This is a genomic window from Pacificimonas flava (assembly GCF_000342165.1).
Classification (GTDB): Bacteria; Pseudomonadota; Alphaproteobacteria; order Sphingomonadales; family Sphingomonadaceae; genus Pacificimonas; species Pacificimonas flava.
In genome coordinates, this window is the sequence record NZ_AMRV01000007.1 from 91,146 (window position 1) to 115,009 (window position 23,864).

The 23,864-nt window shown below is 68.8% G+C and carries 27 protein-coding genes; 26 read left to right on the forward strand and 1 reads right to left on the reverse strand.

Annotated features, from left to right (window positions below; translation table 11 throughout):
* The first annotated feature begins 26 nt into the window (after nucleotides 1-26).
* Nucleotides 27-1,397 (forward strand): glutamate--cysteine ligase, encoded by a 1,371-nt coding sequence (locus tag C725_RS10640; RefSeq protein WP_008602773.1) that lies wholly within the window; start codon nucleotides 27-29, stop codon nucleotides 1,395-1,397.
* Here the strand turns inward: C725_RS10640 and C725_RS10645 are convergent.
* Nucleotides 1,394-1,957: a helix-turn-helix domain-containing protein gene (locus C725_RS10645; RefSeq protein WP_008602775.1), complete on the reverse strand. Its 564-nt coding sequence runs from the start codon at nucleotides 1,955-1,957 to the stop codon at nucleotides 1,394-1,396. The two genes, C725_RS10640 and C725_RS10645, sit on opposite strands and share 4 nt — an antisense overlap.
* A 91-nt stretch (nucleotides 1,958-2,048) precedes the next feature.
* Between C725_RS10645 and C725_RS16720 the strand changes: the two genes are divergently transcribed.
* From C725_RS16720 to C725_RS10770, 25 genes are all read left to right on the forward strand, one after another.
* A complete protein-coding gene (locus C725_RS16720; RefSeq protein WP_008602777.1) occupies nucleotides 2,049-2,741 on the forward strand; it encodes a DUF6456 domain-containing protein in 693 nt (230 codons plus the stop codon).
* 183 nt (nucleotides 2,742-2,924) lie between these two features.
* Nucleotides 2,925-4,424: an alkaline phosphatase PhoX gene (locus tag C725_RS10655; protein ID WP_008602779.1), complete on the forward strand. Its 1,500-nt coding sequence runs from the start codon at nucleotides 2,925-2,927 to the stop codon at nucleotides 4,422-4,424.
* A gap of 80 nt (nucleotides 4,425-4,504) precedes the next feature.
* On the forward strand, nucleotides 4,505-5,095 hold the full coding sequence (locus C725_RS10660) for a PEP-CTERM sorting domain-containing protein (RefSeq protein WP_008602780.1): 591 nt from the start codon (nucleotides 4,505-4,507) through the stop codon (nucleotides 5,093-5,095).
* 156 nt (nucleotides 5,096-5,251) lie between these two features.
* A complete protein-coding gene (locus C725_RS15420) occupies nucleotides 5,252-5,767 on the forward strand; it encodes a hypothetical protein (protein WP_008602781.1) in 516 nt (171 codons plus the stop codon).
* Nucleotides 5,764-7,104: a DNA-packaging protein gene (locus tag C725_RS10670; protein WP_008602783.1), complete on the forward strand. Its 1,341-nt coding sequence runs from the start codon at nucleotides 5,764-5,766 to the stop codon at nucleotides 7,102-7,104. Before C725_RS15420 ends, C725_RS10670 begins: the two co-directional genes overlap by 4 nt.
* A gap of 50 nt (nucleotides 7,105-7,154) precedes the next feature.
* Entirely contained in the window at nucleotides 7,155-8,276 is a 1,122-nt protein-coding gene (locus C725_RS10675) for a phage portal protein (RefSeq protein ID WP_008602786.1), read from the forward strand.
* A gap of 82 nt (nucleotides 8,277-8,358) precedes the next feature.
* Nucleotides 8,359-8,670, forward strand: coding sequence for a DUF6127 family protein (locus C725_RS10680; protein ID WP_008602787.1), 312 nt, complete (start codon nucleotides 8,359-8,361; stop codon nucleotides 8,668-8,670).
* 54 nt (nucleotides 8,671-8,724) lie between these two features.
* Nucleotides 8,725-9,159 (forward strand): HK97 family phage prohead protease, encoded by a 435-nt coding sequence (locus C725_RS10685; protein ID WP_008602788.1) that lies wholly within the window; start codon nucleotides 8,725-8,727, stop codon nucleotides 9,157-9,159.
* A complete protein-coding gene (locus C725_RS10690; RefSeq protein WP_008602790.1) occupies nucleotides 9,156-10,280 on the forward strand; it encodes a phage major capsid protein in 1,125 nt (374 codons plus the stop codon). The genes C725_RS10685 and C725_RS10690 overlap by 4 nt, the downstream gene beginning before the upstream one ends.
* Before the next feature lie 80 nt (nucleotides 10,281-10,360).
* On the forward strand, nucleotides 10,361-12,841 hold the full coding sequence (locus tag C725_RS10695) for a sialate O-acetylesterase (RefSeq protein WP_008602792.1): 2,481 nt from the start codon (nucleotides 10,361-10,363) through the stop codon (nucleotides 12,839-12,841).
* A gap of 33 nt (nucleotides 12,842-12,874) precedes the next feature.
* Entirely contained in the window at nucleotides 12,875-13,156 is a 282-nt protein-coding gene (locus C725_RS10700) for a phage fiber-tail adaptor protein (protein ID WP_008602794.1), read from the forward strand.
* Nucleotides 13,153-13,707 carry a head-tail connector protein gene (locus C725_RS10705; protein ID WP_008602796.1) on the forward strand — a complete coding sequence of 185 codons (555 nt, stop codon included), beginning with the start codon at nucleotides 13,153-13,155 and terminating at the stop codon, nucleotides 13,705-13,707. Before C725_RS10700 ends, C725_RS10705 begins: the two co-directional genes overlap by 4 nt.
* On the forward strand, nucleotides 13,704-14,024 hold the full coding sequence (locus tag C725_RS15425) for a hypothetical protein (RefSeq protein WP_008602797.1): 321 nt from the start codon (nucleotides 13,704-13,706) through the stop codon (nucleotides 14,022-14,024). Before C725_RS10705 ends, C725_RS15425 begins: the two co-directional genes overlap by 4 nt.
* Before the next feature lie 8 nt (nucleotides 14,025-14,032).
* Nucleotides 14,033-14,242, forward strand: a complete 210-nt coding sequence (locus C725_RS10715; RefSeq protein WP_149864644.1) for a hypothetical protein — start codon at nucleotides 14,033-14,035, stop codon at nucleotides 14,240-14,242.
* Entirely contained in the window at nucleotides 14,239-14,628 is a 390-nt protein-coding gene (locus C725_RS10720) for a DUF3168 domain-containing protein (protein ID WP_008602800.1), read from the forward strand. Before C725_RS10715 ends, C725_RS10720 begins: the two co-directional genes overlap by 4 nt.
* A gap of 54 nt (nucleotides 14,629-14,682) precedes the next feature.
* Complete coding sequence (locus C725_RS10725) at nucleotides 14,683-15,090, forward strand: phage major tail protein, TP901-1 family (RefSeq protein ID WP_008602802.1); 408 nt, start codon at nucleotides 14,683-14,685, stop codon at nucleotides 15,088-15,090.
* Complete coding sequence (locus C725_RS10730) at nucleotides 15,087-15,392, forward strand: gene transfer agent family protein (protein WP_038282891.1); 306 nt, start codon at nucleotides 15,087-15,089, stop codon at nucleotides 15,390-15,392. The genes C725_RS10725 and C725_RS10730 overlap by 4 nt, the downstream gene beginning before the upstream one ends.
* The gene (locus C725_RS16430) at nucleotides 15,389-15,586 is read left to right on the forward strand and encodes a phage tail assembly chaperone (protein ID WP_008602805.1); all 198 of its coding nucleotides are present in this window, start codon (nucleotides 15,389-15,391) and stop codon (nucleotides 15,584-15,586) included. The genes C725_RS10730 and C725_RS16430 overlap by 4 nt, the downstream gene beginning before the upstream one ends.
* The gene (locus tag C725_RS10740; RefSeq protein ID WP_008602807.1) at nucleotides 15,579-16,130 is read left to right on the forward strand and encodes a hypothetical protein; all 552 of its coding nucleotides are present in this window, start codon (nucleotides 15,579-15,581) and stop codon (nucleotides 16,128-16,130) included. Before C725_RS16430 ends, C725_RS10740 begins: the two co-directional genes overlap by 8 nt.
* A complete protein-coding gene (locus C725_RS10745; RefSeq protein WP_008602810.1) occupies nucleotides 16,127-18,472 on the forward strand; it encodes a DUF2460 domain-containing protein in 2,346 nt (781 codons plus the stop codon). Before C725_RS10740 ends, C725_RS10745 begins: the two co-directional genes overlap by 4 nt.
* Complete coding sequence (locus C725_RS10750; protein ID WP_008602812.1) at nucleotides 18,472-19,305, forward strand: DUF2163 domain-containing protein; 834 nt, start codon at nucleotides 18,472-18,474, stop codon at nucleotides 19,303-19,305. Before C725_RS10745 ends, C725_RS10750 begins: the two co-directional genes overlap by 1 nt.
* Nucleotide 19,306: 1 nt before the next feature.
* Nucleotides 19,307-19,729 (forward strand): NlpC/P60 family protein, encoded by a 423-nt coding sequence (locus C725_RS10755; RefSeq protein ID WP_008602813.1) that lies wholly within the window; start codon nucleotides 19,307-19,309, stop codon nucleotides 19,727-19,729.
* Nucleotide 19,730: 1 nt separating this feature from the next.
* The gene (locus C725_RS10760; protein WP_008602815.1) at nucleotides 19,731-21,932 is read left to right on the forward strand and encodes a phage tail protein; all 2,202 of its coding nucleotides are present in this window, start codon (nucleotides 19,731-19,733) and stop codon (nucleotides 21,930-21,932) included.
* Between the two features lie 26 nt (nucleotides 21,933-21,958).
* Complete coding sequence (locus tag C725_RS10765) at nucleotides 21,959-22,453, forward strand: DUF2793 domain-containing protein (RefSeq protein ID WP_008602816.1); 495 nt, start codon at nucleotides 21,959-21,961, stop codon at nucleotides 22,451-22,453.
* A gap of 132 nt (nucleotides 22,454-22,585) precedes the next feature.
* The gene (locus C725_RS10770; RefSeq protein ID WP_008602817.1) at nucleotides 22,586-23,725 is read left to right on the forward strand and encodes an OmpA family protein; all 1,140 of its coding nucleotides are present in this window, start codon (nucleotides 22,586-22,588) and stop codon (nucleotides 23,723-23,725) included.
* Nucleotides 23,726-23,864 lie beyond the last annotated feature (139 nt).

The window sequence follows — 23,864 nt, forward strand, 5'->3', positions numbered from 1 at the left end:
CGCGGCGGGCGGCTAAGGCGCGCCTTATGACGACCCGCAGCGACGCCGAAAGTGATGCGCAGCCCATCGAGAGCCGCGGCGACCTCCTCAAGGTCTTCGAGGATGGCTGCAAGCCGAAGGACCGGTGGCGCATCGGCACGGAGCACGAGAAATTCGTCTACCGGCTGAAGGGTCACGGCGCCCCCTCCTACGATGAACCGGGCGGCATTCGCGATCTGCTGGACGGGCTGACCCGCTTTGGCTGGGAGACGATTTCGGAAGCCGGCAAGGTGATCGCGCTGAAGGGCAGCGACGGCAATATCAGCCTGGAGCCGGCGGGGCAGTTCGAACTGTCGGGCGCGCCGCTCGCCAGCCTGCACGAAACCTGCGGAGAGGCCTGCCGCCATCTGGCGCAGGTGCGGGAGGTCGGCGCGGAACTGGGCGTCGGGTTCCTGGGCCTCGGCATGTGGCCGGACAAGGCGCGCAGCGATCTGCCGGTGATGCCGAAGGCGCGGTACGGCATCATGCGGAACTACATGCCGACGGTCGGGTCGCTGGGCCTGGACATGATGCTGCGCACCTGCACCATCCAGACGAACCTCGACTATGCGTCGGAGGCGGACATGGTGAAGAAGTTCCGCACCTCTCTGGCGCTGCAGCCGCTGGCGACGGCGCTGTTCGCCAACTCGCCCTTCACCGAGGGGAAGCCGAACGGGTTCCTGTCCTTTCGCAGCCATATCTGGACCGACACCGACCCGCAGCGCACGGGCATGCTGCCCTTTGTGTTCGAGGACGGGTTCGGTTTCGAACGCTGGGCCGACTACATGCTGGACGTGCCGATGTATTTCGCGGTGCGGGGCGGCGCGTATCGCGATCTGGCGGGCCGCAGTTTCCGCACGTTCATGGACAAGGGGCTGGACGACCTGCCGGGCGACCGGCCGACGCTCCTCGACTGGACCGATCATCTGTCGACCGCCTTTCCCGAAGTGCGGCTGAAAAGCTTTCTGGAAATGCGCGGCGCGGACGGCGGGCCGTGGAGCCGCATCTGCGCGCTGCCGGCGCTGTGGGTGGGCCTGCTTTACGACGAGGGCGCGCTGGATGCGGCCTGGGATCTGGTGAAGCACTGGTCGCTGGAAGATCTGGCGGCGGTGCGCGATGCCGTGCCGCGCGAGGGGCTGAAGACGGCGGTGCCGGGCGGAACCCTGCGCGATATCGGGCGCGAGGCCCTGCAGATCGCGCAGCGCGGCCTGTCGGCGCGCGGCAAGCTCGATTCGGCGGGCAATAACGAGGCGGGGTTCCTGTCACCGCTGTTCGAGATCGTCGAAAGCGGCAAGACACCGGCGGAGCGGCTGCTGGACGCGTATCACGGCCGCTGGAACGGCGACGTGTCCAGGGTGTACGCGGAAGAGAGCTTCTAAAGCGTCCGAATCAGTTTTCGCACGACCGCGACCCAGGGCGTTTCGGTCAGCACGATCTGACGCGCGCCATGCTGCGGCGGCAGGATCGACAGGCGGGCGCCGTACATATCGACCAGACGGCCGAATGCGAACCGGCCGACCGGGCGCGGGGCGAGGATGTCGCGGTTCGCCGCCTCCTTGAACCGGTCCGGCGACAGCCGCTCCAGCCAGAGTTCGTCGCGCGGGCGGTAATCGCCGAAGGGATAGTCGACGATCATGCCGGTCATCCCGCCGGACGGATGCGGCGATGCCAGCGCGCGCGGCTTCGTCAGCGGCTCGGCGCCCGCAGCGGTCAGGCGCGCGGCAATGCCGATTTCGGCGCGGTCCTCGAACTGCATCAGGTCGGCCGGCAGCACGTCGAGAGCCGCCGCGATGCGGTTCAGCCATTCGACGCTGACGGTGCGGGTGCCGGTTTCCAGGCGGCCGATCGTCTGCGGCGTCGTCGGCGGGTCGCAGCGCGCCGCCACCTCCGCCAGGGTCAGACCCTTTCCCTGCCGAATATCCCGAATGCGTGTGATCATGCCGCGGTATCCCTTTACCAAATCGGTTACGCACTCTTTCCTACAGCGAACCGGTCATGGCAATATGCTGTCTTCGGATCAGGAGGACGGCATGGCGCAGACGGTTTTGACGGGACCAGAGAAGAAATTGCTGGCCGAAATGGCGCGCGGCGCGGTGCTGAAGCGTCGACATGCGGGTTGGCGCGCCGGCACGCGGAGCGCGCAGGATGCGGACATCGACCGGCTGCGCGCCCTCGACCTGATCGAGGGCACGCCCGCGGAATACCGCATCAGCGGACCGGGCATGGCCTTTTTGCGGCGGCGGCAGGACCCAGACAGCGGCAACCGGCTGATGGCGAAGACAGCGGACATGCCCCGGGCGCGCGAGGCTGCCCGGCAGGGCGCGCGGCGCGTGAACCGGGCGGAGGAGCCGCTCGGCTGGCTGCACGCCCGCGGCAAAATTACGGACCAGCAGTTCGAGGCGGGCCAGAAGCTGAGGGCGGATTTCATGGCCGCGGGCGGAATGCCGCGCATCACCATGGCCTGGGACGCCGCGCCGGCGGCAACGGGCCGGCGAGCCGTGCCGGACGGGCTGCTGCCGGGCGAACGGATCACGGCAGCGAAACGCCGATTCGAGGAGGCGATGGATCTGGTGGGGCGCGGACCGGCCGAGATGCTGCGGCGGACAGTATGTATCGGCGAGGGCATGGAGACGGCGGAAAAGGCGATGACACTGCCGGTACGATCCGGCCGCGTCGTCCTGATGATGGCCCTGGACCGAATCGCCGATTTCTACCGGCTGTAGGCAGGGGCGGCCCGGAAACGACCAGGCGTCCGTGCAACATTTTCGCAAAGAAAGTCGCCGATTTCACGGCAATTGCGAACCATTAGCGCAATAGTAAACAAAAGCTTAACCATAGTACCGGCCGGTGAGTCATGAAGCGTCGATAGGTCTCCGACACGAACCATCGTGAAGGGGAAGACGACCATGAAACCGGATACACTTACCATTGGACGCCGCGGTCTGTTTCGCGGAGCAGGCAGCGTTGCGGCAGGTGCGGCGCTGGCCGGGCCGCTGGGGATGCTGGCTGCGCGTCGGGCCGAGGCGGCGACGACGATCGGCACCAGCCCCTATGGCCCGGTGTCGCCGACCAAGGACCTGACGACAGGTCTGGAACTGCTGCGCCTGCCGAAAGACTTCAGCTATCGTTCCATGAGCTGGACCGGCATGATCATGGCGAACGGCGATCCCGTGCCGCCGCGCCACGACGGCATGTGCTGCATTCCGACACCCGGCACGCGCGGGCAGGAATTCACGCTGATCCGCAATCATGAGAACGGCCAGGTCGCGGAGATCGGTACGATCGATGCGCCGGGCAAGTACGACACGACGCCGGCCGGCGGCATCCCCCCATCCGGCGGGACGACGAACATCACCGTTCGTCGCGGTCAGTATGTGGAAACCGTGCCCTCGCTGGGCGGCACGCTGACCAACTGCGCGGGCGGCATGACGCCCTGGGGCACCTGGCTGAGCTGCGAGGAAACGACGACAACGAACCCGGCCGACGGCACGCCGCACGGTTTCGTGTTCGAAGTGTCGACGGACCCCAAGCAGACGACGGGCAACCCCATCACGGAGATGGGCCGCATGTCGCATGAGGCCGTCGCCGTCGATCCGGGCACGGGCAGCGTCTACCTGACGGAAGATTCGCGCAACAAATCGGGCTTCTACCGCTTCGAGCCGTCCGACACGAGCGGCAAGCTGGGCAGCCTGGCGCGCGGCGGCAAGCTGACCATGGCGAAGGTGGTCGGCGCCACCAACGCGGCGCTGAACAATCCCAGCCGCGGCGATGCCTATCAGCTGGAATGGGTCGATGTCGAAGAGCCGTCGCTGCCGCCGGTACAGCTGGACGGTTTCGGAACGGTCGCCGCGCCCTTCGCCCAGGGTTATCTGAAGGGCGGCGCCTATTTCAGCCGCGGCGAGGGCATCTGGTGGTCGGCGACCGACCGGCTGTTCTACTGGGTCGACACCGGCGCGGGCAGCGACGGGAACGGCCGCGCCGGTTACGGCGAGGGCGCGGTCTGGGCCTATGACCCGGCCACCGAACGGATGGAGTGCATCTTCGCGTCGGAGACCCAGGTCGCCGGCAACAATCCGGACAACATCACGGTCAGCCCGCGCGGCGGCATCGTGCTGTGCGAGGATGGCGGCGCGACCAATGGGCCCGAGGCGCGCGGCGCGCGCCTGCTGGGTCTGCTGCCGAACGGCGAGGCCTATACGCTGGGCATCAACAATGTCGAACTGACGGCGCAGGATATCGCGAAGCTGGGCGGCCGGTCGTCCGACTTCTTCGGGGCGGGCGACTATCGCAGCAGCGAATGGTGCGGCGCCTGCTTCGATCCGACGGGTCGCATCCTGTTCGTGAACCTTCAAACTCCGGGCATCACCTTGGCGATCTCCGGCCCCTGGCAGCGGGGCAATCTGTAGGCATCGCCGCCCGGCAGGGGCGGGGCGGCCGGTGCCGACCCGCCCCACGTTCTTCAACTGGATAAAAGGGAGAAATGACAATGAAAGCGCTTCTTACCGCCGGCCTTCTCGGTGCCGGCCTTGCCGTTCCCAGCCACGCCGCCATCGTCAGCGTGGTCGAGGACAATGGCAATGACGTGAACACCAGCTTCAGCGGCCCCGGCGTCGCGGCGATCGACATCGCCTTCAACGACACGAACGTGAACAGCGTCAGCAGCGTCGTTGCCAATGTTGCGATCGAGGAGGGCGACCTGGGCGGTCCGCTGGCGCTGAACGGCCTGCTCGACAATTTCGGTTTCGAGAATTTCGAGGAAATCCGCATCACGCTGGACGGCGCCATGTTCAGCTTCAACGGCTCCGTCGTTCCGGCCTTCTCCAACGTCGCCCTGGTCGGCGGCGCCGGCAGCCAGGCGCTGCGCATCTTCTTTGACGGTCCGGGCGAACCCTATGGCGTCGAACTGGGGGATACCGGTTTTGGCGGGACCGATTTCGGCATCGACATCAGCGGCCTGAACCTGGGCGACAGCTTCAACATCACATATGAGGCCGTCGGCGTTCCGGCGCCCGCCGCGATGGGCCTGATGCTGCTGGGCCTTGGCGGCCTGGCCGCTGCCCGCCGTCGCAAGGCATAAACGTACCAAATAGGTAAAATAACGATTGACGAGCGAACCGCTCGCCTGTATAAAAAGAGCACAGTCGGAAATTGCCCCTGAGGGGGCAGCGGGGCGGTTCCAGCGCGGAGCCGCCCCTTTCTTTTGGCGTGAACCTTCAATGGGCGAGGTGTTGAAATGGCGCGATCGCAGGAGAGAGAGACGATCATTTCGAGCGGCAGCACGCGGGGCGGAAAGCGTGTTCGGGTGGAGCGCGTTCGCGAAGGCGGCTGGACGAAAAGGCGCAGGGCCCAGTTTCTGGCCGCGCTGGGCGAGACGGCGAACGTCAAACTGTCGGCCGAGCGGGCGGGGGTGTCGAAAAGTTTGGTCTATCTTCGCCGCCGCACCGATCCGGAGTTCGCCGACGATTGGGACGCTGCCCTGCGCGACGGTGTCCGCACCCTGGAGATGCGCCTGCTGGAACGGGCGCTGCACGGGGACCGGAAGCCCTATTTCTACAGCGGCGAAAAGCGCGGGGAGTTCGTCGAGTATCCGGACCGTGTGGCGATGTTCCTGATCAGCCGGCATACGGAGGCCGGGCCGGGCGGCGGCGGGCCGTCGGAGCCGCTGAGGGAACGGCAGGCGCGGGCGCGGGAAACGCTGGCGGCGGCGGTCGAGCGGGCGGCCGGGACGTTGAAGGACGCAGCCCCTTGACGGGGCGGCCGGTTCGCTTTGGCGATCTGGCGGCGGCAGATGCCGAGGTTCGCAGCGCCGTGCTGGCCGGTCTGTCGGGGGAGGACGCCGCAGATCTGTTGCACGACTGGGAATTCATGGCGCGGGCGGAACAGCTGCCGCCGCCACCCGTCGCCACGGGCGATGTGCCGATCTGGTTAATGCTGGCGGGGCGGGGCTTCGGAAAGACGCGGGCCGGGGCGGAATGGGTGCGGACGATCGCGGAGACCGTTCGCGGCGCGCGCATCGCCCTTGTCGGGTCCACCGTGGACGAGGTGCGGCGGGTCATGGTGGAGGGGGCGTCCGGCCTCCTCAACCTGGGCGCGCCGGAGATGCGACCGGATTTCTTCCCGGCGCGGCGACTGCTTCGCTGGAAGGAGACGGGCGCGGCGGCGATCCTCTATTCGGCGGAGGTGCCGGACAGCCTGCGCGGTCCCGAGCATCACGCCGCATGGGGCGACGAACTGGCAAAATGGCCGAATGGGGAGCAGACGCTATCCAACCTGCGCATGGGGCTGCGGCTGGGATCGCATCCCCGGTTGCTGTTGACGACGACGCCGAAGCCCTCGCCCTTGCTGAAGCGGCTGCTGGACGATCCCGATGTCGCCGTGACGCGCGGTGCGACGGCGGACAACAGGCTGGCGCTGCCGGCGAGCTTCCTGCGGGCGATGGAGCGTGCCTATGGCGGCACCGCGCTGGGACGGCAGGAACTGGGCGGCGAACTGATCGAGGATTTCGAGGGGGCGCTGTGGACGCGGGCGCTGCTGGAACGATGCCGGGTCGCGTCGGCGCCGCCGCGAGAGGCAATGCGCCGGGTCGTGCTGGGCGTCGATCCGCCGGCGGGCGGGCGCGGCGCGGCATCGGCGAAATGCGGCCTGGTGCTGGCGGCGCTGGGGGCGGACGACAAGGCCTATGTGCTGGCCGACTTGACCGTTCCCGGCGGGCCGGAACTGTGGGCGGCGACGGTGGCGGCGGCGCAGCAGGTGTACGAGGTCGATCTGGTCGTGGCGGAGGTGAACAATGGCGGCGACATGGTCGGCAGCGTGCTGGCCGCCGCCGGGGTGACGGCGGCGCCCAAGCTGGTGCGTGCGAGCCGGGGAAAAAGCGCGCGGGCCGAGCCTGTCGCGACGCTGTACGGATCCGGCAAGGTTCATCATGTCGGTACCATGCCGGAGCTGGAGGACGAACTGTGCGGCCTGATGCAGGGCGGCGGCTATGAGGGGCCGGGGCACAGTCCCGACCGCGCCGACGCGCTGGTCTGGGCGCTGACGGAATTGATGCTGGGCCGCCCGGTGCGGCCGCAGATCAGGAAGCTTTAGGACCGCGCAGGGCGCGGCCCCGTTTCGGACACACATACAGGAGACGAATCATGTTCGACTGGCCGGGCCGCAAGGCATCCGGTCCGGTTTCGCCTGCGCGCTTTCCGGCCATGCTGCTGGGCGTGGAGGACGCCGAACCCCCGCGCGGATACACGGCGCGGGCGCGGGAGGCGATGGAGCGCAATCCGGTTGCGAGCCGCGCGGTGCGGCTGCTGGCGGAGGCGGCCGGAAGCGCGCCGCTGACAATCGCGGGCGGAGACGGCGTCGCGGCGCTGCTGGCGCGGCCGAACGAAAGGCTGTCGGGCGCGGCGATGATGGAGCGGCTGGCCGCGCATCTGCTGCTGCACGGCAATGCCTATGTGAATGCAGCGCTGGACGGGGGCGGCCGACCCGCCGAACTGCACGTGCTGGCGCCGGACCGGGTGCGGATCGAAACCGACGCATCGGGCTGGCCATGCGGGTTCCTGTACCGTGGCGGCGCGGCGGAGGTGCCGCTGCCGGCCGGCGGCGAGGAAGGACCGGGCGTCCTGCATATCCGCACGCTGTCACCGCTGGACGATCTGTACGGGCTGGGCGCGCTGGATGCGGCGGCGGGCGCCATCGCGGCGCACAACGAGGCGGCGCGATGGAACCGGGCGCTCTTGAAGAATGCGGCGCGGCCCTCTGGCGCGCTGATGTTCGACAGCGGCGACGGCAGCGCCCTGTCGACGGAGCAGTTCGCGCGGCTGCGCAGCGAGATGGAGGAGGGTTTTTCCGGCGCGGCGCGGGCGGGGCGGCCGCTGCTGCTGGAGGGCGGGCTGACCTGGCAGCCGCTGTCGCTGTCGCCGGCGGACATGGATTTCGCCGAGGGGCAGCGGACAGCGGCGCGCGACATCGCGCTGGCGCTGGGCGTGCCGCCGATGCTGCTGGGACTGCCGGGCGACAACACCTACTCAAATTACGCGGAGGCGAACCGGGCCCTGTGGCGACTGTCCGTGCTGCCGATGGCGGGCCGCATCTGCGAGGCGCTGACGGGCTGGCTGCAAGGCTGGTGGCCGGACGCGCGCGTGTCGGTCGACCTGGACAAGGTGCCGGCGCTGGCCGCCGACCGGGCGTTGATGTGGGAGCGGGTGTCGAAAGCCGATTTCCTGACCCCGGAGGAGAAGAAACGGGTTCTGGGGCTGGCCGAGTGAGCGCGTTTCCCCTGTCTGCTGGCGGACAGGGGGACAGCCGATGACACTGTGCAAAAACGGGCGGATCGAAAGGAGTTCGGAAATGAGCAACGACACGATCCTGGCCGGACTGATCGCCCAGGCGAATGCCAAGGGGTGCGATGTGGTGACGCTGCGCGCGCTGGTCGAGGAATCGTCGGAGGCCGGGGCGCGGCGGGCGCTAGAGCGCGTGGGACTACAGGATGGCAAGGCGGGCGCGGACGTCGGCGAACTGCGCGAGCTGCTGGGCGCGTGGCGCGATGCGAAACGGTCGGCGGGCAAGGCGGCGATGCAGTGGCTGGTGCGGCTGATGCTGGCCGGCCTGCTGATCGGCATCGCCTATGCCGCCGGCTTCAGGGGAACGGTGAGCGGCTGACCGCGACCGGGTGAGGACGAGGCGGCAAGGCCGCCCGCACATAAGGACGACAGGATGCAGATAGTGACCGAGGGCGCGCTGCGCCTGGCCGGCTACGCCGCCGTGTTCGACGTTCCCGACAGGGGCCGGGACGTGGTGCGGCGAGGCGCCTTTGCCGGCGTGCGGGCGGAGGGCGTGCCGCTGCTGTGGCAGCACGGCGCGGAGCGGCCGGTGGGGCGGCTGGTGCATGCGGAGGAGGATGCGCGGGGCCTGCGCATCGTGGCGGAACTGGCGCGGCGGTCGCGCGGCGCGGCCGAGGCGGCGGCGCTGGTGCGGGCCGGAGCGCTGTCGGGCCTGTCCTTCGGATACCGCACGCGGCGGGCGCGGCGCGACCGGGCGCGGGGACTGCGCGAGCTGCTGGACCTGGAGCTGGTGGAGGTGTCGCTGGTCACCTTTCCCATGCAGCCGCTGGCGCGTGTGATCGGACTTTTTGGCGAAGAGGAGCAATGATGGACTATGAAATGAAGGCCGAGGAGGCCGCGGCGTTCGAGGATGCCGCCGAGGGCATGATGGCGGCGGATATCGCCGCGCTGAAGGACGAAGTGAAGTCGCTGTCGGCGCGAATGGTGGCCGGGCAGCGGCCCGCGCTGGGTACGAAGGTGGATGCGGATGGCGGTGAGCGAAAAGCCTTTGCCGACGCCTATCTGCGCAAGGGGCAGGACGGCGCGCCGGAACTGAAGTCCCTGTCGACCGCCAGCGGGCCGGAGGGCGGCTATGCCGTGCCGGTGGAAATCGATCGCATGATCGAGACGATGGTGGCGGCGACCAGTCCGATCCGCGCGGTGGCGAACGTGGTGCCGGTGGGCAGCGCGCACTACCGAAAGCTGGTCGCCGTCGGCGGCATCCAGTCGGGCTGGGTGTCCGAAGAGGCGCTGCGCGGGGAAACGGAGACGGCCGCCTTTGCCGAGGTCGCGCCGCCGATGGGCGAACTGTACGCCAACCCGGCGGCGACGCAGACGATGCTGGACGATGCCGGCTTCGACGTGGAGCGCTGGCTGGCCGAGGAGATCGCCCGCGAGTTCGGGCATGCGGAGGGTGACGCCTTCGTCGCGGGAACGGGCGAGGACATGCCGAAAGGCTTCATGACCTACCCCACCTCTGCCGCGGCGGACGGGGAGCGTCCGTTCGGAACGCTGCAGCATGTGGATAGCGGCGTGGACGGCGTGCTGCCGGACGCCGATCCACTGGTCGACCTGGTCCACAGCGTGAAGCCTGCGCTGCGCCAGGGGGCGTGCTTCGTCATGAACTCCGCGACGCTGGCGGCGGTGCGGAAGCTGAAGGACGGCGACGGCAATTTCCTGTGGCGCGCGGGGATCGAGGCGGGAACGCCCGGGACCCTGCTGGGCCACCCTGTCGTGGAGGCGGAGGCCATGCCGGATATGGCGGCGGGGGCCGCGCCCATCGCCTTCGGCAATTTCAAGGCGGGCTATGTGATCGCCGAGCGCACGGCGACGCGGATCCTGCGCGATCCCTATTCCAACAAGCCGTTCGTCCACTTCTACGCAACGAAGCGGGTCGGCGGCGGCGTCGCCAATTCGGACGCGATCAAGGTGCTGCGCCTGAGCGCCTGACGAGACGGTGCGGCCCGGGTTCCCCCCTTCCCGGGCCGCGCCAACGGCGCCGGAGCGTCCAGGGGGGCAGATGAAAATCGATGATGAGGGAGCAGGGCATGGCGCTGGGCGATACGCATGTGCTGGCAGCGGCGCGCATGGTGGACCGGGCGAAGGTCGGGAGCGGCCATGCCGGCGCGGCGATCCTATTCGTTCGCGATGCGGGCCTGTTTCCGTGGGCCGACGCGGCAAGACCTGACGGTGCCGACATCCGCGCGTCCGCCGACGCGGCCGGTCTGGAGGAACTGCCCATCGACCCGGTGGCGTTCGACGGGGCAGCGGGAACGGGACTGCTGGCGGTTCGCCACCCCGCCGTGTCGGATACAGCGGACGCGGCCCTTTATTTCTGGACCGGGCGTACGGGGGGCGAGACGCGTCCGGCGGTGGGCGCTGCGAACGGTGCACACAGCGTGTGGCAGGATTTCGCGGCGGTGTGGACCGGGCACGGCCTGCTGGACCGGACGGGCGGCGGCCATGATCTGACAGCGCGGGGGCAATCGCAGGCAGGGGCGACCGGCGGGCCGCTGGGACGGGCGCTGGTGCTGCCGGGGGCGGAAGCAGACGGGTTTCTGGCGGGCGGGTTCGACCTGTCCGGCGAACTGACCGACCTGTATCTTTATCGCAACGACCGCCCGGGCGAGACGGCAACACTGGGCGTGCTCGACAATGGCGAAACCCATGACAGCGGCCAGAACAGCCTGTTCTGGCTGAGAAGCGATGCGAGCGGGTTCCTGGAGGCGAACCTGTATAACGGATCGTCGAACCGGGCGCGCTCGGCGCGGCGGCCGGCTGGCGGCGCCTGGGCTTTTGCCGCGGCAAAGCGCAATTCGGCCAATATGCCGGTCGTCTATAATGGCGGCACCAGCGACAAGGCCTTTGCCAGCGCAGGCGGCGGCGCGGCATTTTCGGACGCGCGGATCGGATATTGGCTGATCGGAAGCGGCAACAGCCCCATGATGGGGCAAGTGGCGTTTCGCGGCATCTACCGCACTGCGGCCAGCGACGCGCTGGTGGACACGTTCGCCGCCGCGCTGACCACGCCGGACAGCTTTACCACGGCCATGGACATCGACACGGGCGGCGGTGCCATTTCGGGCGCGGCGGCCGTCGATATCGAGGGCGTGCTGCAACGCGGCGCCGACGGCCATGCGGCCGTGCCGCTGACGGGTAGCTATAGCGGCATGGAGACCGAAACCGTCGATGTCCGATATCTGCCGGGGGGAAGCTGGCAGACACTGGATCCGGCCCCGGCTGGCGGAGACTGGGCCGGAACGCTTCGGGTGCCGACCGGCGGACCCTATCGCCTGGAAGTCCGGGCAGGCGAGGGCGGCCCCCATGCCATCGTCGCGGAGGGCCTGTTGGTCGGCGCGCGCATCGTCGCAATGGGTCAGTCGAACATGGCCTTCTGGTCATACGGTACGGGCTTTGCGGCGAGCCAGACGACGCCGGAGCCCGGGGCGGGCCGCGTTTTCGACCGGCAGGACCGGCGCTGGCGAGCGCCTGCCGGGGCCGGCGAGGCGGCCTTTGTCGAACGCCTTCACGCGTTGTCGGGCGCGCCCGTCGGTTTCCTCAATATGGCGAAGTCCTCGGCCGGCATATTGGCGGCGAACGACAGCGGGGCGGGGCACTGGTGGGATCATGAACGCGGCGCGGCGGCGATTTCGGCGCTGCTGGGGGATGCGGCCGCGCAGCTTGCGGCGGGCTGCGAGGGGCTGCTGTACCTGGGCGGCGAGCGGGATGCGGCAGCGGGAGCCCATGCGGGGCGGATCGCCGGGGCGCTGTCGGAGATGCTGGGATATTTGCGAGAGCGGGCGGGCCAGCCATCGCTGCCGATGGTGATCGGACCGCTGTACAACATCGATTATCCGGCCATTGCCAATGCCGATCTGCAGGCGGTGCGGGCGGCGCTTCTGTCCTTTGCCGAGGGCGATCCGCATGCGGCGGCGACCGCAAGCCTGCTGACCGTTCCGCTGGGCGCCGACGGCCTGCATCCCGGCGCGCCGGGACAGGGCGTCGCGGCACGGTTGTTCGCCGACGCCTTTGCCGCGAACGGGCTTGGACGCGGCAATGCCTGGCGCGGGCCGAGGGTCGTTTCCGTGGCCGCGACCGCCGCCGACCGGACGCGAATCGTGTTTACGGTAGAGAATGCGGTCCTGGCCCAGAACGAGGCCGTCAGCGGCTTCGAATTGTCGGCCGATGGAGGCGTCTGGGTGCCTGTCGCCGCAGCGGTTTCCGGGGCAGGCGAGGTGCTGCTGACCCACGCAAATGTCGCCGACCGCCATGTTCGCTATCAGCAGGGACGGGCGGATGTCAGTGCACCGCTGCGGGACGCGGCCGGCTATGCCGCCGAGCCGTTTGCCGCGCGTTCGGCGAGCTATTCCGCGCAGGAGCCAGGCGGGGAGGACCCCGGCGGCGATGACGGGGATGACGGCGAGCCGGAGGAGCGGATCGCGGCTGCCCGTCCGGGCCGAACCGCCGCCGCCGGTGACGACCAGCGGCTGCGCAGCATCGCCGCCGGCTGACGCCGCGGCTTCACGACAAAAAGGAGAAGAGGCATGGGGTTCTACCTGAAGACCCCCGACGCCGCGATCGACTATGCCGTCGATTGGGGCGCCGGGTATCTGGACGGCCAGAGCGTGGCGGACAGCGACTGGCGCGTCGATCCGGCTGAACCGGGCGGACTGATCGTCGAGACGGCGAGCACACTGCCGTCCCGCACCGCCGTCATTCTGAGCGGGGGGCGGCCGGGGCGCGTGTACCGCGTCACGAACCGGGTCACGCTGTCCGACGGGCGCACCGACGCACGCGGCCTGTCCATCCGGATCGACGAACGATGACGCTGAGTGTCGCCCCGGCCGGGGAAGACCGGGCGCCGCTGGCCGTAACCCTGAACGAGGTGAAGGCCTATCTGCGCATCGAGACGAGCGACGAGGATGCCCTGCTGGCCGGGCTGGTGCGGACCGCGACGAGCCTGTGCGAAGCCTTTACGGGCCAGGTGCCCATCGTCGAGGCCCGCGCGGTCAGCATACCGGCCGACGGAAACTGGCACCGGCTGGCGCCGACGCCGCTGCGCCGGGTGACGGGCACGGGCGGGCTGACGGCGGCGGGAGAAGCGGCGGCGGTCTCGCCGGAGGAGGTCGATCTGCAAATCGATTTTTCCGGCGATGGATGGGCCCGCTGTCGTCCCGCGAGCGGCGCCGCGACCGCCGCCCTGACAGTCGAGGCGGGCCTGAGTGCCGACTGGAACGGCCTGCCCGAAGCCGTGCGACAGGGAATCATGCGGCTGGCGGCGCATCTCTACACGCACCGCGATGCCGACGGTGAGCGCGGACCGCCGGCCGCCATTGCCGCGCTGTGGCGGCCCTGGCGACGGGTGCGCCTGTCATGAGCGGGATCGCCGGAACGCTGCGCGAGCGGGTGATGCGGCTGGAGGAGGGGGGCAGGAACGCGGCCGGTGCCGCGGGGGAGCCCGCGCCGGGTGCTGCCGCCTGGGCCGCCATCGTCCCGCTGCCGGCCGGGCCGGCGGTGCTTGGGGACCGGATGGTCGCGGCACGCCGCTGGCGGGTGCGCATGCGGCGGCAAGCGGCGCCGATGGTGGGAAGTCATCTGCGCTGGCGCGGCCGGACGCTGGTGGTGCTGTCGCGCACCGACGATCCGCGGGACGCGGCGATCAGCGAAATGATTGCGGAGGAGCGGGCGGAATGAGGGATGCGATGAACGGCTTGGCCCAGGGGGCCCGGCGCCTGACCGCACGGCGCGTGCGGCAGTCGGCTGAGCGCGCGGCGGAGCGTATCGAGCGCGATCTGGGGCTGCGCGCCACGGTCGATGGTGGAGACATTCGGGTGCGCGTTCCGCGTGGACGGCGCCTGGCGGACGCCCGGCTGCGCTGGCCGGCCGCGTGGCTGGGGGAGACGGGCGGATGACCGCCGCTCTTGCCCTGCAGCAGGCTGTCCGGGCGGCGCTGCGCGGCACGCCGGCGCTTGCCGGATGGCCCGTCGTCGACGGCGCGGATGGTGGCACCCCGCTGCCCTATGTCGGAATCGGTCCGGACATGGTGCGCAGCATCGGCGGCACTGGCGTGCGGCTGCACCGCCACCGCTTTGCCGTCACGCTGTGGATGGCGGGCGCGGCCGTGTCGCGGTTGAAGCCCGCCATGGCGGAAGCCGAGCGCGCCGTCCTGCTGCTGCAGCCCGATCTGGGCGAGGCGCGGCTGGTGCGCCTGAGCTTCCTGCGCAGCGAGACGCGGCGGGATGTGCGGGCGGGCGCGGTCAGCGGATCCATCGATTTCGAGGCGGTGATCGAAGGCTGAACGCCGCCGCGCCGACGAGACCAATTCAACGCGAAGACAAGAGGAGACGGCGCGATGGCGGCGGAGAAGGGAAGTGCGTTTCTGTTGAAACTGTCGGATGGCGGCGATCCCGCCACATTCGACACGGTGGCCGGCCTGCGCACGACGCAGATGTCGATCAATGCCGAGCCCGTCGTGACGACGAACAAGGATTCGGCCGGCTGGCGGGAAATCCTGTCCGAGGCCGGTACGCGGTCCGTCAGCGTATCGGGCGCGGGCGTCTTCAACGGCTCTGCCGCGGAGACGCGGCTGAAGGCGCATGCGCTGGGCGGAACGGTCGCGGCGTACCGCCTGACCTTCGAAAGCGGCGAGATGCTGAGCGGGCCGTTTCTGGTGACGCGGCTGGACTATGCCGGCGATTTCGGCGGGGAGCGGACCTATACGCTGAGCCTGGAAAGCGCCGGGCCGGTGGTGGCCGCTTGAGGCCGGGAACGGCCCTGCGGGGCGAGGCCGTGCTGCCCCTGCCGGAGGGGCCGGTGGTGGTGCGGCCCAGTTTCGCGGCTCTGTGCGCCGCCGAAGAGGAGTTGGGGCCGCTGTTCGCGCTGGTCGAGCGGGCGGCAGAGGGCGGGCTGACGCTTGCCGAAATGGCGGCGCTGTTCTGGCACTGCCGCACCGATACGGCATTGTCGCGGGCCGAAATGAGCGAGGCGGTCGTGCAGCAGGGGTTGGCGGCCGTGACGCCGGCGCTGAAGCAGCTGCTGTCGCAAATCCTGAGCGGCCGGTGACGCGCTTTGCCGAGGCCGCGCTGGCGGCCGGCCGTGCGGCATGCGGCGCGCTGGGCTGGACGGCGAGCGAATTCTGGCAGGCGACGCCCGCCGAACTGGCGCTGGCCCTGTCCGCCATCAGCGAACCGGGCGCCGAGAGCGCTTCGCCGCTGACCGGCGCGGAACTGCAGGAACTGGAGCGTGAGAATGGATGAAGAGCTGGAAACGCTCGTACTGAGGGTGCGGGCGGACACGCGCGATTTCGCCGCCGGGGTCGGCGAGATGCGTTCGCTGGTCGAGGGGCCGCTGACCACGGGCGTCGAGCAGGCCGGACGCGCGATGGAGAACGCGATGGGCCGCTTCATTCGCAGCGGCAAGTTCGGCTTCGACGATCTGAAGCGAAGCGCGCTGTCGGTTTTGGCTGAGATCGCGCAGGCGCAGCTGCGGACCGCCATCGGCGGGAGCGGCGCGGGCCTGGGCAGCCTGATTTCCGGTGCGGCGATGAGCCTGCTGGGCGCGCCGGGGCGCGCCACTGGCGGGCCGGTTTCCCCGGGACGGGCCTACAGAGTTGGCGAGCGCGGACCGGAGCTGTTCGTGCCGACGGTAAGCGGCCGGGTCGAGGCGGGAGCCCCAGCGACCGGCAGCGCCGTCACCATCAATGTCAACGTGGCGAGCAGCGCCGCGCAGCCGGCCCTGTTACAGCGCAGCGCCCGGCAGGTCGCCCGCGCCGTGCAGCGCGAGATCGGGGGCGGGCGATGAGCCATTATCTTGCGGACGGCACGCGGCCGCATGTGCGGACCGATTGGATGATGCGGTTCGACGCGGCGCATTGGTCGCTGAACTTTCCAAGACCGATGATGGCGGCGGTGACGGTGCCGCAGCCCGGATCCCTGAAGGTGGATCTGGCCTTTCTGAAGCAGAACGACCTGGCCGGGCTGATCTGGGAGAGCGAAGATCGCCGGGATCACCCGCTGCTGCGTTACGAGACGCGGCGCGATTATCGCGGGCTGGCGCTTCGCTTTCGCTGGCGCAGCGAGGGGGAGGTCCGGCCGCTCGATGCCGTAGACGGGCCCACGCTGACGATCGAGGGGCGGACCGAAGGCGGCGAGGACAAGACCTGGTATGTGCGGCTGTGGAATTATGCCGACGGCGCGCCGGACGATGCCCGCATCACGCTCGATTTCGATGCGATGGAGGGCGGGTTCCTGCTGCCGGGCGAGAGCGACCCGGTCTGGGCGGGCGACATCGATCGCATGTTCGTATCGCTGGTGCCGGCGGGGTTCACGCGCAGCGACGCCCCGCTGCCCGCGCCGGCGGCGGGCAGCGTCGTGCTGGAGGATCTGCACGCCGAAGGCGCGGGCGCGGTTCTGGAACAGGGCGATGCGTCCGTTCCGCCGCACGCGCTTCGCATGGCGACGGGATATGACGATCAGTACGACCTGACACCGACGCGTATCCTCAGGAATGTTCGGGCGCTGGGCTATCGCGACTGGCTGACGCTGTATGTCGGCATGAGCCATTTCATGCGTGTGGCGCCGGGCGCGACCGCGGCGGGAGAGCCGGTCTTTCGCGTTTCCGGCAGCGGCGACCCGCTGTGCGAGCCGGCGCGCGCCTGGTTCCGGAACTTCGCGGCGCTGGCCGCCGAGGATGACATCACGCCGATCTGGTCGCTGAGCTACGAACTGTTCGATGCCTATGCGCCAGAGGACTGGAAGCAGCGTGCGCATGACGGACGGCCGGCGCTGACAGGATGGGAGCCGCCCTCGACGCTGCTTTCGCCAGCGAACGACGATGCGATGGCATGGCTGCGCCGCGTTGCCGGGGCGTTGATGGAGATCGGCGGGGCCTTTTCAAAAGAGCCGTGGTTCCAGGTCGGCGAGCCATGGTGGTGGACGGGCTTTGGCGACGACCGCGTCCCCTGCTTCTACGACGCGGCAGCGCTCAGCGCCTATTCTGGTGATCCAGGCGATCCCATCACCGACACCCATGATGAATTCAACGCTGCGCAAGGCGCATATGCCGAGTGGCTGGGAGGCGTACTGGGCGCCTCGGTCCTGTCGCTGGCGGACGCGGCGCGCGGAGCGGCCGCCAATGTGCGTACGGCGCTGCTTTTCTATGCCCCGCAAGTGCTGACGGACGACGCGGAATGGCTGCGCACGGTGAACATGCCCGCAGCCTGGGCCTATCCCGCCTTCGATTGCCTGCAACTGGAGGATTATGATTTCGTGCTGGCGGGCGATGTCGGCGCATCCCGCCGCGCCCGGGCCGCCGTGACGGAGACCCTTGGCTATCCGGCGGCGGCGCAGGACTATTTTTCGGGTTTCGTTCTGAATGCCGGGGCGCCGGCGGCCTGGACGCGCATCGCGTCGGCGGCGGAGGATGCGCTGAATTCCGAGGTATCCCGCACGTTCGTCTGGGCGCTGCCGCAGGTCATGCGTGACGGTTTCACCTTCTATGACGTGGGAGAGGGGGAGGACATGGAGGCCTTTCACGATGTGCGGTTTCCGCTGTCGGTCGGCGCAGGCGCCAGCGGCGGGCCCGAATTTCTGACGGAAGTCACCGAGATGGTATCGGGGCGGGAACAGCGGTCCAGCGTCTGGGCGGCGGGCCGGCTGCAGTTCGATGCGGGTCTGGGCGTACGCTCCGAAGACGACCTGATCGCCGTTCTGAACTTCTTTCGCGCGCGGAAGGGGAGGGCGCATGGCTTCCGCTTCCGCGATCCGTTCGATCATGCCAGCGCGAGCGGAAACGTCGGCCCCTTCGACCAGTATCTGGGAACGGCGGACGGGCTGCGCACCGACTTCCCCCTTCTGAAACGCTATGGCGAGAGCGCGGATGCGGAGGTCAGGCGCATTACCCGGCCGGACGCGGCATCGCTGCGCATCGCAGTGGGCGGCGAGCCGCGCGCAGCGGGCTGGAGTTTGAGGCCCGGCGGCGTCGTTCGCTTCGACGAGGCCCCCACCGCCGGCGGCGTCACGGCGGGCTTCCACTTCGACGTGCCGGTCCGCTTCGCCGAAGACCGGCTGACGGCATCGCTCGGCGGCTGGCGCGCGGGCGAGATTCCGTCGATCCCGCTGATCGAAGTGCGGGAGGACGGTTGATGCGCAGAGTATCCGAGGCGCTGCAAGCATCGCTGAACGGGGAGCTGACAAGCCTTTCCTATCTGTGGCGCATCGATCGTCCGGATGGCATCGCGCTCGGCCTTACGACGCATGACCGGGCAATCTGGTTCGACGGATTGCGGTACGAACCCGGCCCCGGAATACGTCCGTCAGCCATTGCCGAGGAAGAGGGCGGGACAGCGCCCGGCGCAGAGATTGCGGGCGTCCTTTCCCACGCCTGCATCTCTTCATCCGACCTCGATGCGGGCCGCTATGACGGTGCGCGCGTCGAACTGCATCTGATCGACTGGACCCGGCCGCAGGCGGGCGGCGTGCTGCTGATGCGGGGCGAGCTGGGCGCGGTCGTGGCGGAAGGACATGCGTTTTCAGCGGACCTGCTGACGTCGGCGGCGGCGCTCGACCGTATTCCCGTCGAACTGACGAGCCCGGAATGCCGCGCCGCCCTCGGCGACAGGCGCTGCCAGGTCGATCTGACCCGGCATCGCCTGCGCGCCGCGGTCGCCAGCGTGATGGCGGGGGAAGAGATTGCAGTGGATCGCGAACTGCCCGCCGGCGACTTCACCTATGGCACGGCGCTGGTCGTGTCCGGTGCGCTGGCCGGGGTGCGACTGGGGATTTCGCGGGCGCAGGGTTCAAGGATCCTGTTCGAACGGAGTGCCGCAACGCTCAGCGTCGGGGATCGCCTGCTTCTGACCGAGGGGTGCGACCGACGCTTCTCGACATGCCGCGAACGGTTCGGCAACGCGCTGAACTTTCGCGGCGAGTCGCACGTGCCGGGCCAGGATTCGGTCATGCGCTATCCGGGCCTGTAGCATGGCCGGCGCATTCGAAATCGTCGCGCAGGCGCGTACGGCGCTGGGCTGCCCCGCCCGGCCACAGGGCCGCTGCCCGCGCCGCGGCCTGGACTGCGTCGGCCTCGTGCTCGTCGGGCTGGCGGGGGCCGGGCTGAGGCCCGACGTTCCCGCAGATTATTCGCTGAGGGCCGACAATAGGCGTCGCCTTGCCGACGGCCTTCGTTCGGCGGGGCTGATCCGGGTCGACGCCGCAGACGCTGCGCCGGGCGACATTCTGGAATTCGAAGCCGGGCCGGGCCAGCATCATCTGGCGGTGCATGCCGGGCGAACCCTTATCCACACCGATTTTTCGCTGCGGCGGGTCGTGGAGACCACCCCGCCGCCAGAGTGGAACCTTCGCGCGGTCTGGCGCGCGCCTGAAGCGAACGACAGGACGGACTGACATGGCGACACTTTTGCTATCGGCCGCCGGAACGCTGGTTGCCGGTCCGATCGGCGGTGCCGTCGGATCGCTGATCGGCGCGCGGGTCGATTCCCATCTGCTGGATCGTGGCGGCAATCGCGAGGGACCGCGTCTGAGCGATCTGTCGGTGCAAAGCGGCGATTACGGCGCTCCCCTGGCGCGGCACTACGGCGTCATGCGCAGCGCGGGCACGCTGATCTGGTCGGATGGGCTGCGCGAGACGGCTCATCGATCGGGCGGCGGCAAGAAAAGCGGCGGTCGCACGACAAGCTACTCCTATTCGGCGAGTTTCGCCGTCGCACTGGCCGGCAGGCGCATCGACGGGGTCGGCCGCATCTGGGCGGACGGCAAGCTGCTTCGCGGCGCGGCGGGTGACATGCGGTCCGGCGGGCGAGTTCGCGTCTATGACGGCAGCGAACGGCAGACGCCCGATACGCTGATCGAAGCGGCACTGGGGCCGGGCCACGCGCCCGCGTTTCGCGGACTGGCCTATGCCGTGTTCGAAGATCTGGAACTCGCCGATTTCGCCAATCGCATTCCGAACCTGAGCTTCGAAATCTTCGCGGGGTCCGCTGCACCGGAGACGATCGTAGAAGATCTGGGCGCGGCGTGCGATGTGGAGATGTCCGCCAGTCGCCTGACGGGGGACATGACCGGCTTTTCGGCGGCCAGCCATTCCGCGCTGAAGGATTTGCTGGGCGTGCTGGCACCGATCGTTCCGCACAAGGTGCTCGCCTCGCCCGTAGGACTGCACATTGCCGGTCCCGCCGAGACGAAGGCATGGGAGGTTTCGCCATCCGACCTGGTGGGCGGGGAAACCATCGGTGAACGGAGACGTGACGTCAGGAGCGCGGCGAGCGGATCGCCCGGCATCCTGACCCTGGCTGCCGCCGATCCGGACCGAGACTTCCAGCCGGGTGTCCAGCGCAGCTTTCGCGTCGGTGCCCGGCAAGCCGGCGTTCGGCATATCGAATTGCCGGTGTCTCTGCATGCCGGCCGGGCCAAGCAGGTGGCGGAAGCCTGTTTGAGGCGCCTGTGGGACAGGCGCCGGTCAGGAGAGCTGCGGCTGCCGTTCCATCACATCCATCTCGCGCCGAATGACGCGATCCGCTTGTCGGACGGCAGCGAGTGGACCGTGACCGGGACCGAGATTGCGGGGTTCACGGTGACGCTGTCGGTCGAGCAGCGGGTGGGGGCGGGACCGCAGACCCCGCCAGCCGCCGACGGCGGAACCCCGCGGGTGGAGGCGGACATACCGCAAGGCGAGACCGTCACGCGCGTCTTCGAACTGCCGCCGATGGACGGCGACCCGGACAGTTCGATCCGGCTGCGCATCGCCGCGGGGGGACGCAGCCCGGGCTGGCGATATGCCGAGATCTGGGCGAGCCTGGACGCCGAGGAAAGCTGGCGTTCCATCGGAGTGATCAGCACGGCCGCGAAGATGGGGCGCGTATCGGCGGTTCCGATGAGTGCGGATTCTTCGTTTTGGGACATGCAGTCCTCCGTGATCGTCGACATGCTGGACGACCAGGCGCTGGAGAATGCCAGCCGCAACGCGGTCCTGTCCGGCGCCAATCTGGCGAAGGTCGGCGACGAGCTTCTGCAGTTCTGCCGCGCGGAGGAGATCGCGCCTCGGCGCTGGCGATTGAGCGAATTGCTGAGAGGACGCCGCGGGACAGAAGCAGCCATGGCGACCCATGTCGAGGGCGAGGCGTTCCTGCTGTTGGAACCCGAAGCGATCATGCCCTTCGATGTGCCCTTGGACCGGCTGGGTGGAACGATTCATATCAAGGCCGCAGGGCCTGCCGACTCGCTTCCCCTGGTTCCTGTGGAGGCGGTTACGATCAGCGGCGCCAATCTGCGGCCCCTGTCCCCAGTCCATATCCATATGCGGCGCGGCGCGGATGCGGGGCTGAACGTCTGCTGGATCCGCCGCAGCCGGCGTGGCTTCGGCTGGCCCGACCATGTCGACGTGCCGCTTGCCGAAGGGCGGGAACGCTACCGGCTTCGCCTGTCCTCGCAGAACGGCACGGCCGAATATCTGGTGGACGAGCCGCAGTTCGCACTGTCCGCCGCCGATCAGATCGCGACCTTCGGAGCGCCGGTCACCGGGGGCACTCTGGCGGTCTCGCAGCTCAGCGACCTCGTCGGTGACGGTCCGGAAACGGTTTTCGAATTCTAACCTCCAGAGCATGCGGGAGCATTTGAATGTCCGAACATACGGGCCGCCTCGGCCTTCCCTTGATACAAACCGGTCAGGCGCAAAAGGAGGTGACGCATAACGCCGCCCTTCACAGGATCGATCGCTGCATCGGTCTGCACGTTCGCAGCCGAAACCTACCGAACGCTCCCGGAGCGCCGCAACCCGGCGATACCTGGATTGTCGGGACAGACGGCCAGGATGTCTGGCACAGCAAAGACGGGCTTCTTGCCGAATGGGCCGGCGAACAGTGGACCTTTCGCGCCGCGCCCGATGGTGTCACCGCATGGGTCGAGGATGAAGATGCCTTCATCGTTCGCAGCGCGGGGCAGTGGAGGCGAGGCCTGCCTGTGGCCGGACTGGTCATCGGCGGCCGCGAGGTTCTGGCGGCAGAGCCATCCGAGGTCGCGCAGCCGCATGGCGGGGCCGTGGTGGACGTAGAGGCTCGTACGGCTATCGCGGCGCTGCTGACCGGTCTGCGCGCGATGGGTCTGGTTTCCTGATGGTTCCGAGAGATGTGATGCCTTTTTGCCACAAAATGAAAATGATCGAAGCTTGCTTGGGAAATAAAGCCAGATTACAGCGTTCAGCGCGTGTTCCAGTAGGGATGTGTGTAAATATGAAAGGGGAACCTTATGCGTAGACTGGTCCTTGCCGCTGCCCTGGCGGGCACGGCTTTGGCAGGTCCGGCGCTCGCGCGTGATGATGCGTGGTACGTCGGTGTTGAAGGCGGTGCCTTCATTCCTGAGACCAATGGCTTCGATCTTTCGGACGATGCCGACAATATTGCCGATAACGGCGTCGAACTCGACTATGACAATGGTTATGAGCTCGGCGGTCTCGTCGGTTATGACTTCGGCGTGTTCCGCACGGAGTTCGAGGTGGCCTACAAGGACACCAATCTGAACTCGGTAAGCGTCAATGCGCCGGGCGATCTTGCTCTTCCGGGCGGCGTAGGCACGGGTGCTTTCGACACCGCGCGTGGTAACGTGTCGTCGCTTAGCTTCATGCTGAACGGCATGTTCGACTTCGGCGCCAACGAAGATACGCCCATCGGCGGTTATGTCGGTGGTGGTGTCGGTGTCGGCCGCACGGAAATCGAGAATGCGCGTCTGGCCTCCGGGTCGCAGGCGTTCCTCGACGACAGCGACACGGGTTTCGCCTGGCAGCTGCTCGCGGGTGTGACGTACGCCCTGAACGAGAATGTCGACATCGGTGCGCGGTACAAGTTCTACAACCACGACAAGGTTGAGTTCGTCGGCACGAACGGCGCCGCTGTGGAAGGTGACTTCCAGACGCACTCGCTGCTTGCGACGCTGAGCTACAATTTCGGCGAGCCGGCCGCACCGCCGCCTCCGCCGCCTCCGCCGCCGCCGCCGCCGCCTCCCCCGCCTCCGCCTCCGCCCCCGCCGCCGCCGCCTCCGCCGCCGGTCGTTGAAGACTTCATCGTGTTCTTCGATTGGGACAAGTCGGACATCACGGCGGAAGCCGCCGACACGCTGAACCGTGCGGCCGCGGCCTACAAGGAAACCGGCTCGGCCCGCATCACGCTCGCCGGTCACGCCGACCGTTCGGGTCCGGCCGACTACAATGTCGGTCTGTCGCAGCGCCGCAACGAAGCGGTCCGCGACTATCTGACGGGTCAGGGCATTCCGACGGGTGTCATCTCGTCCGAGGCGTTCGGTGAAAGCCAGCCGCTCGTCGAGACGGCCGACGGTGTGCGCGAGCCGCAGAACCGCCGCGTCGAGATCAATCTCGGCGGTGCCGGCTCCTAAGAGCCAGCGCCTTCAAGGCAAGAAAGAGGGCCGCTCCCATCATGGGGGCGGCCCTTTTTTTGTCGTGACGGAGACCGGAATCCCAAAAGGGTGCCGGAACAATCGCGGCGTCCCCAGGGAGTTCGTGGGCCCGGTATCC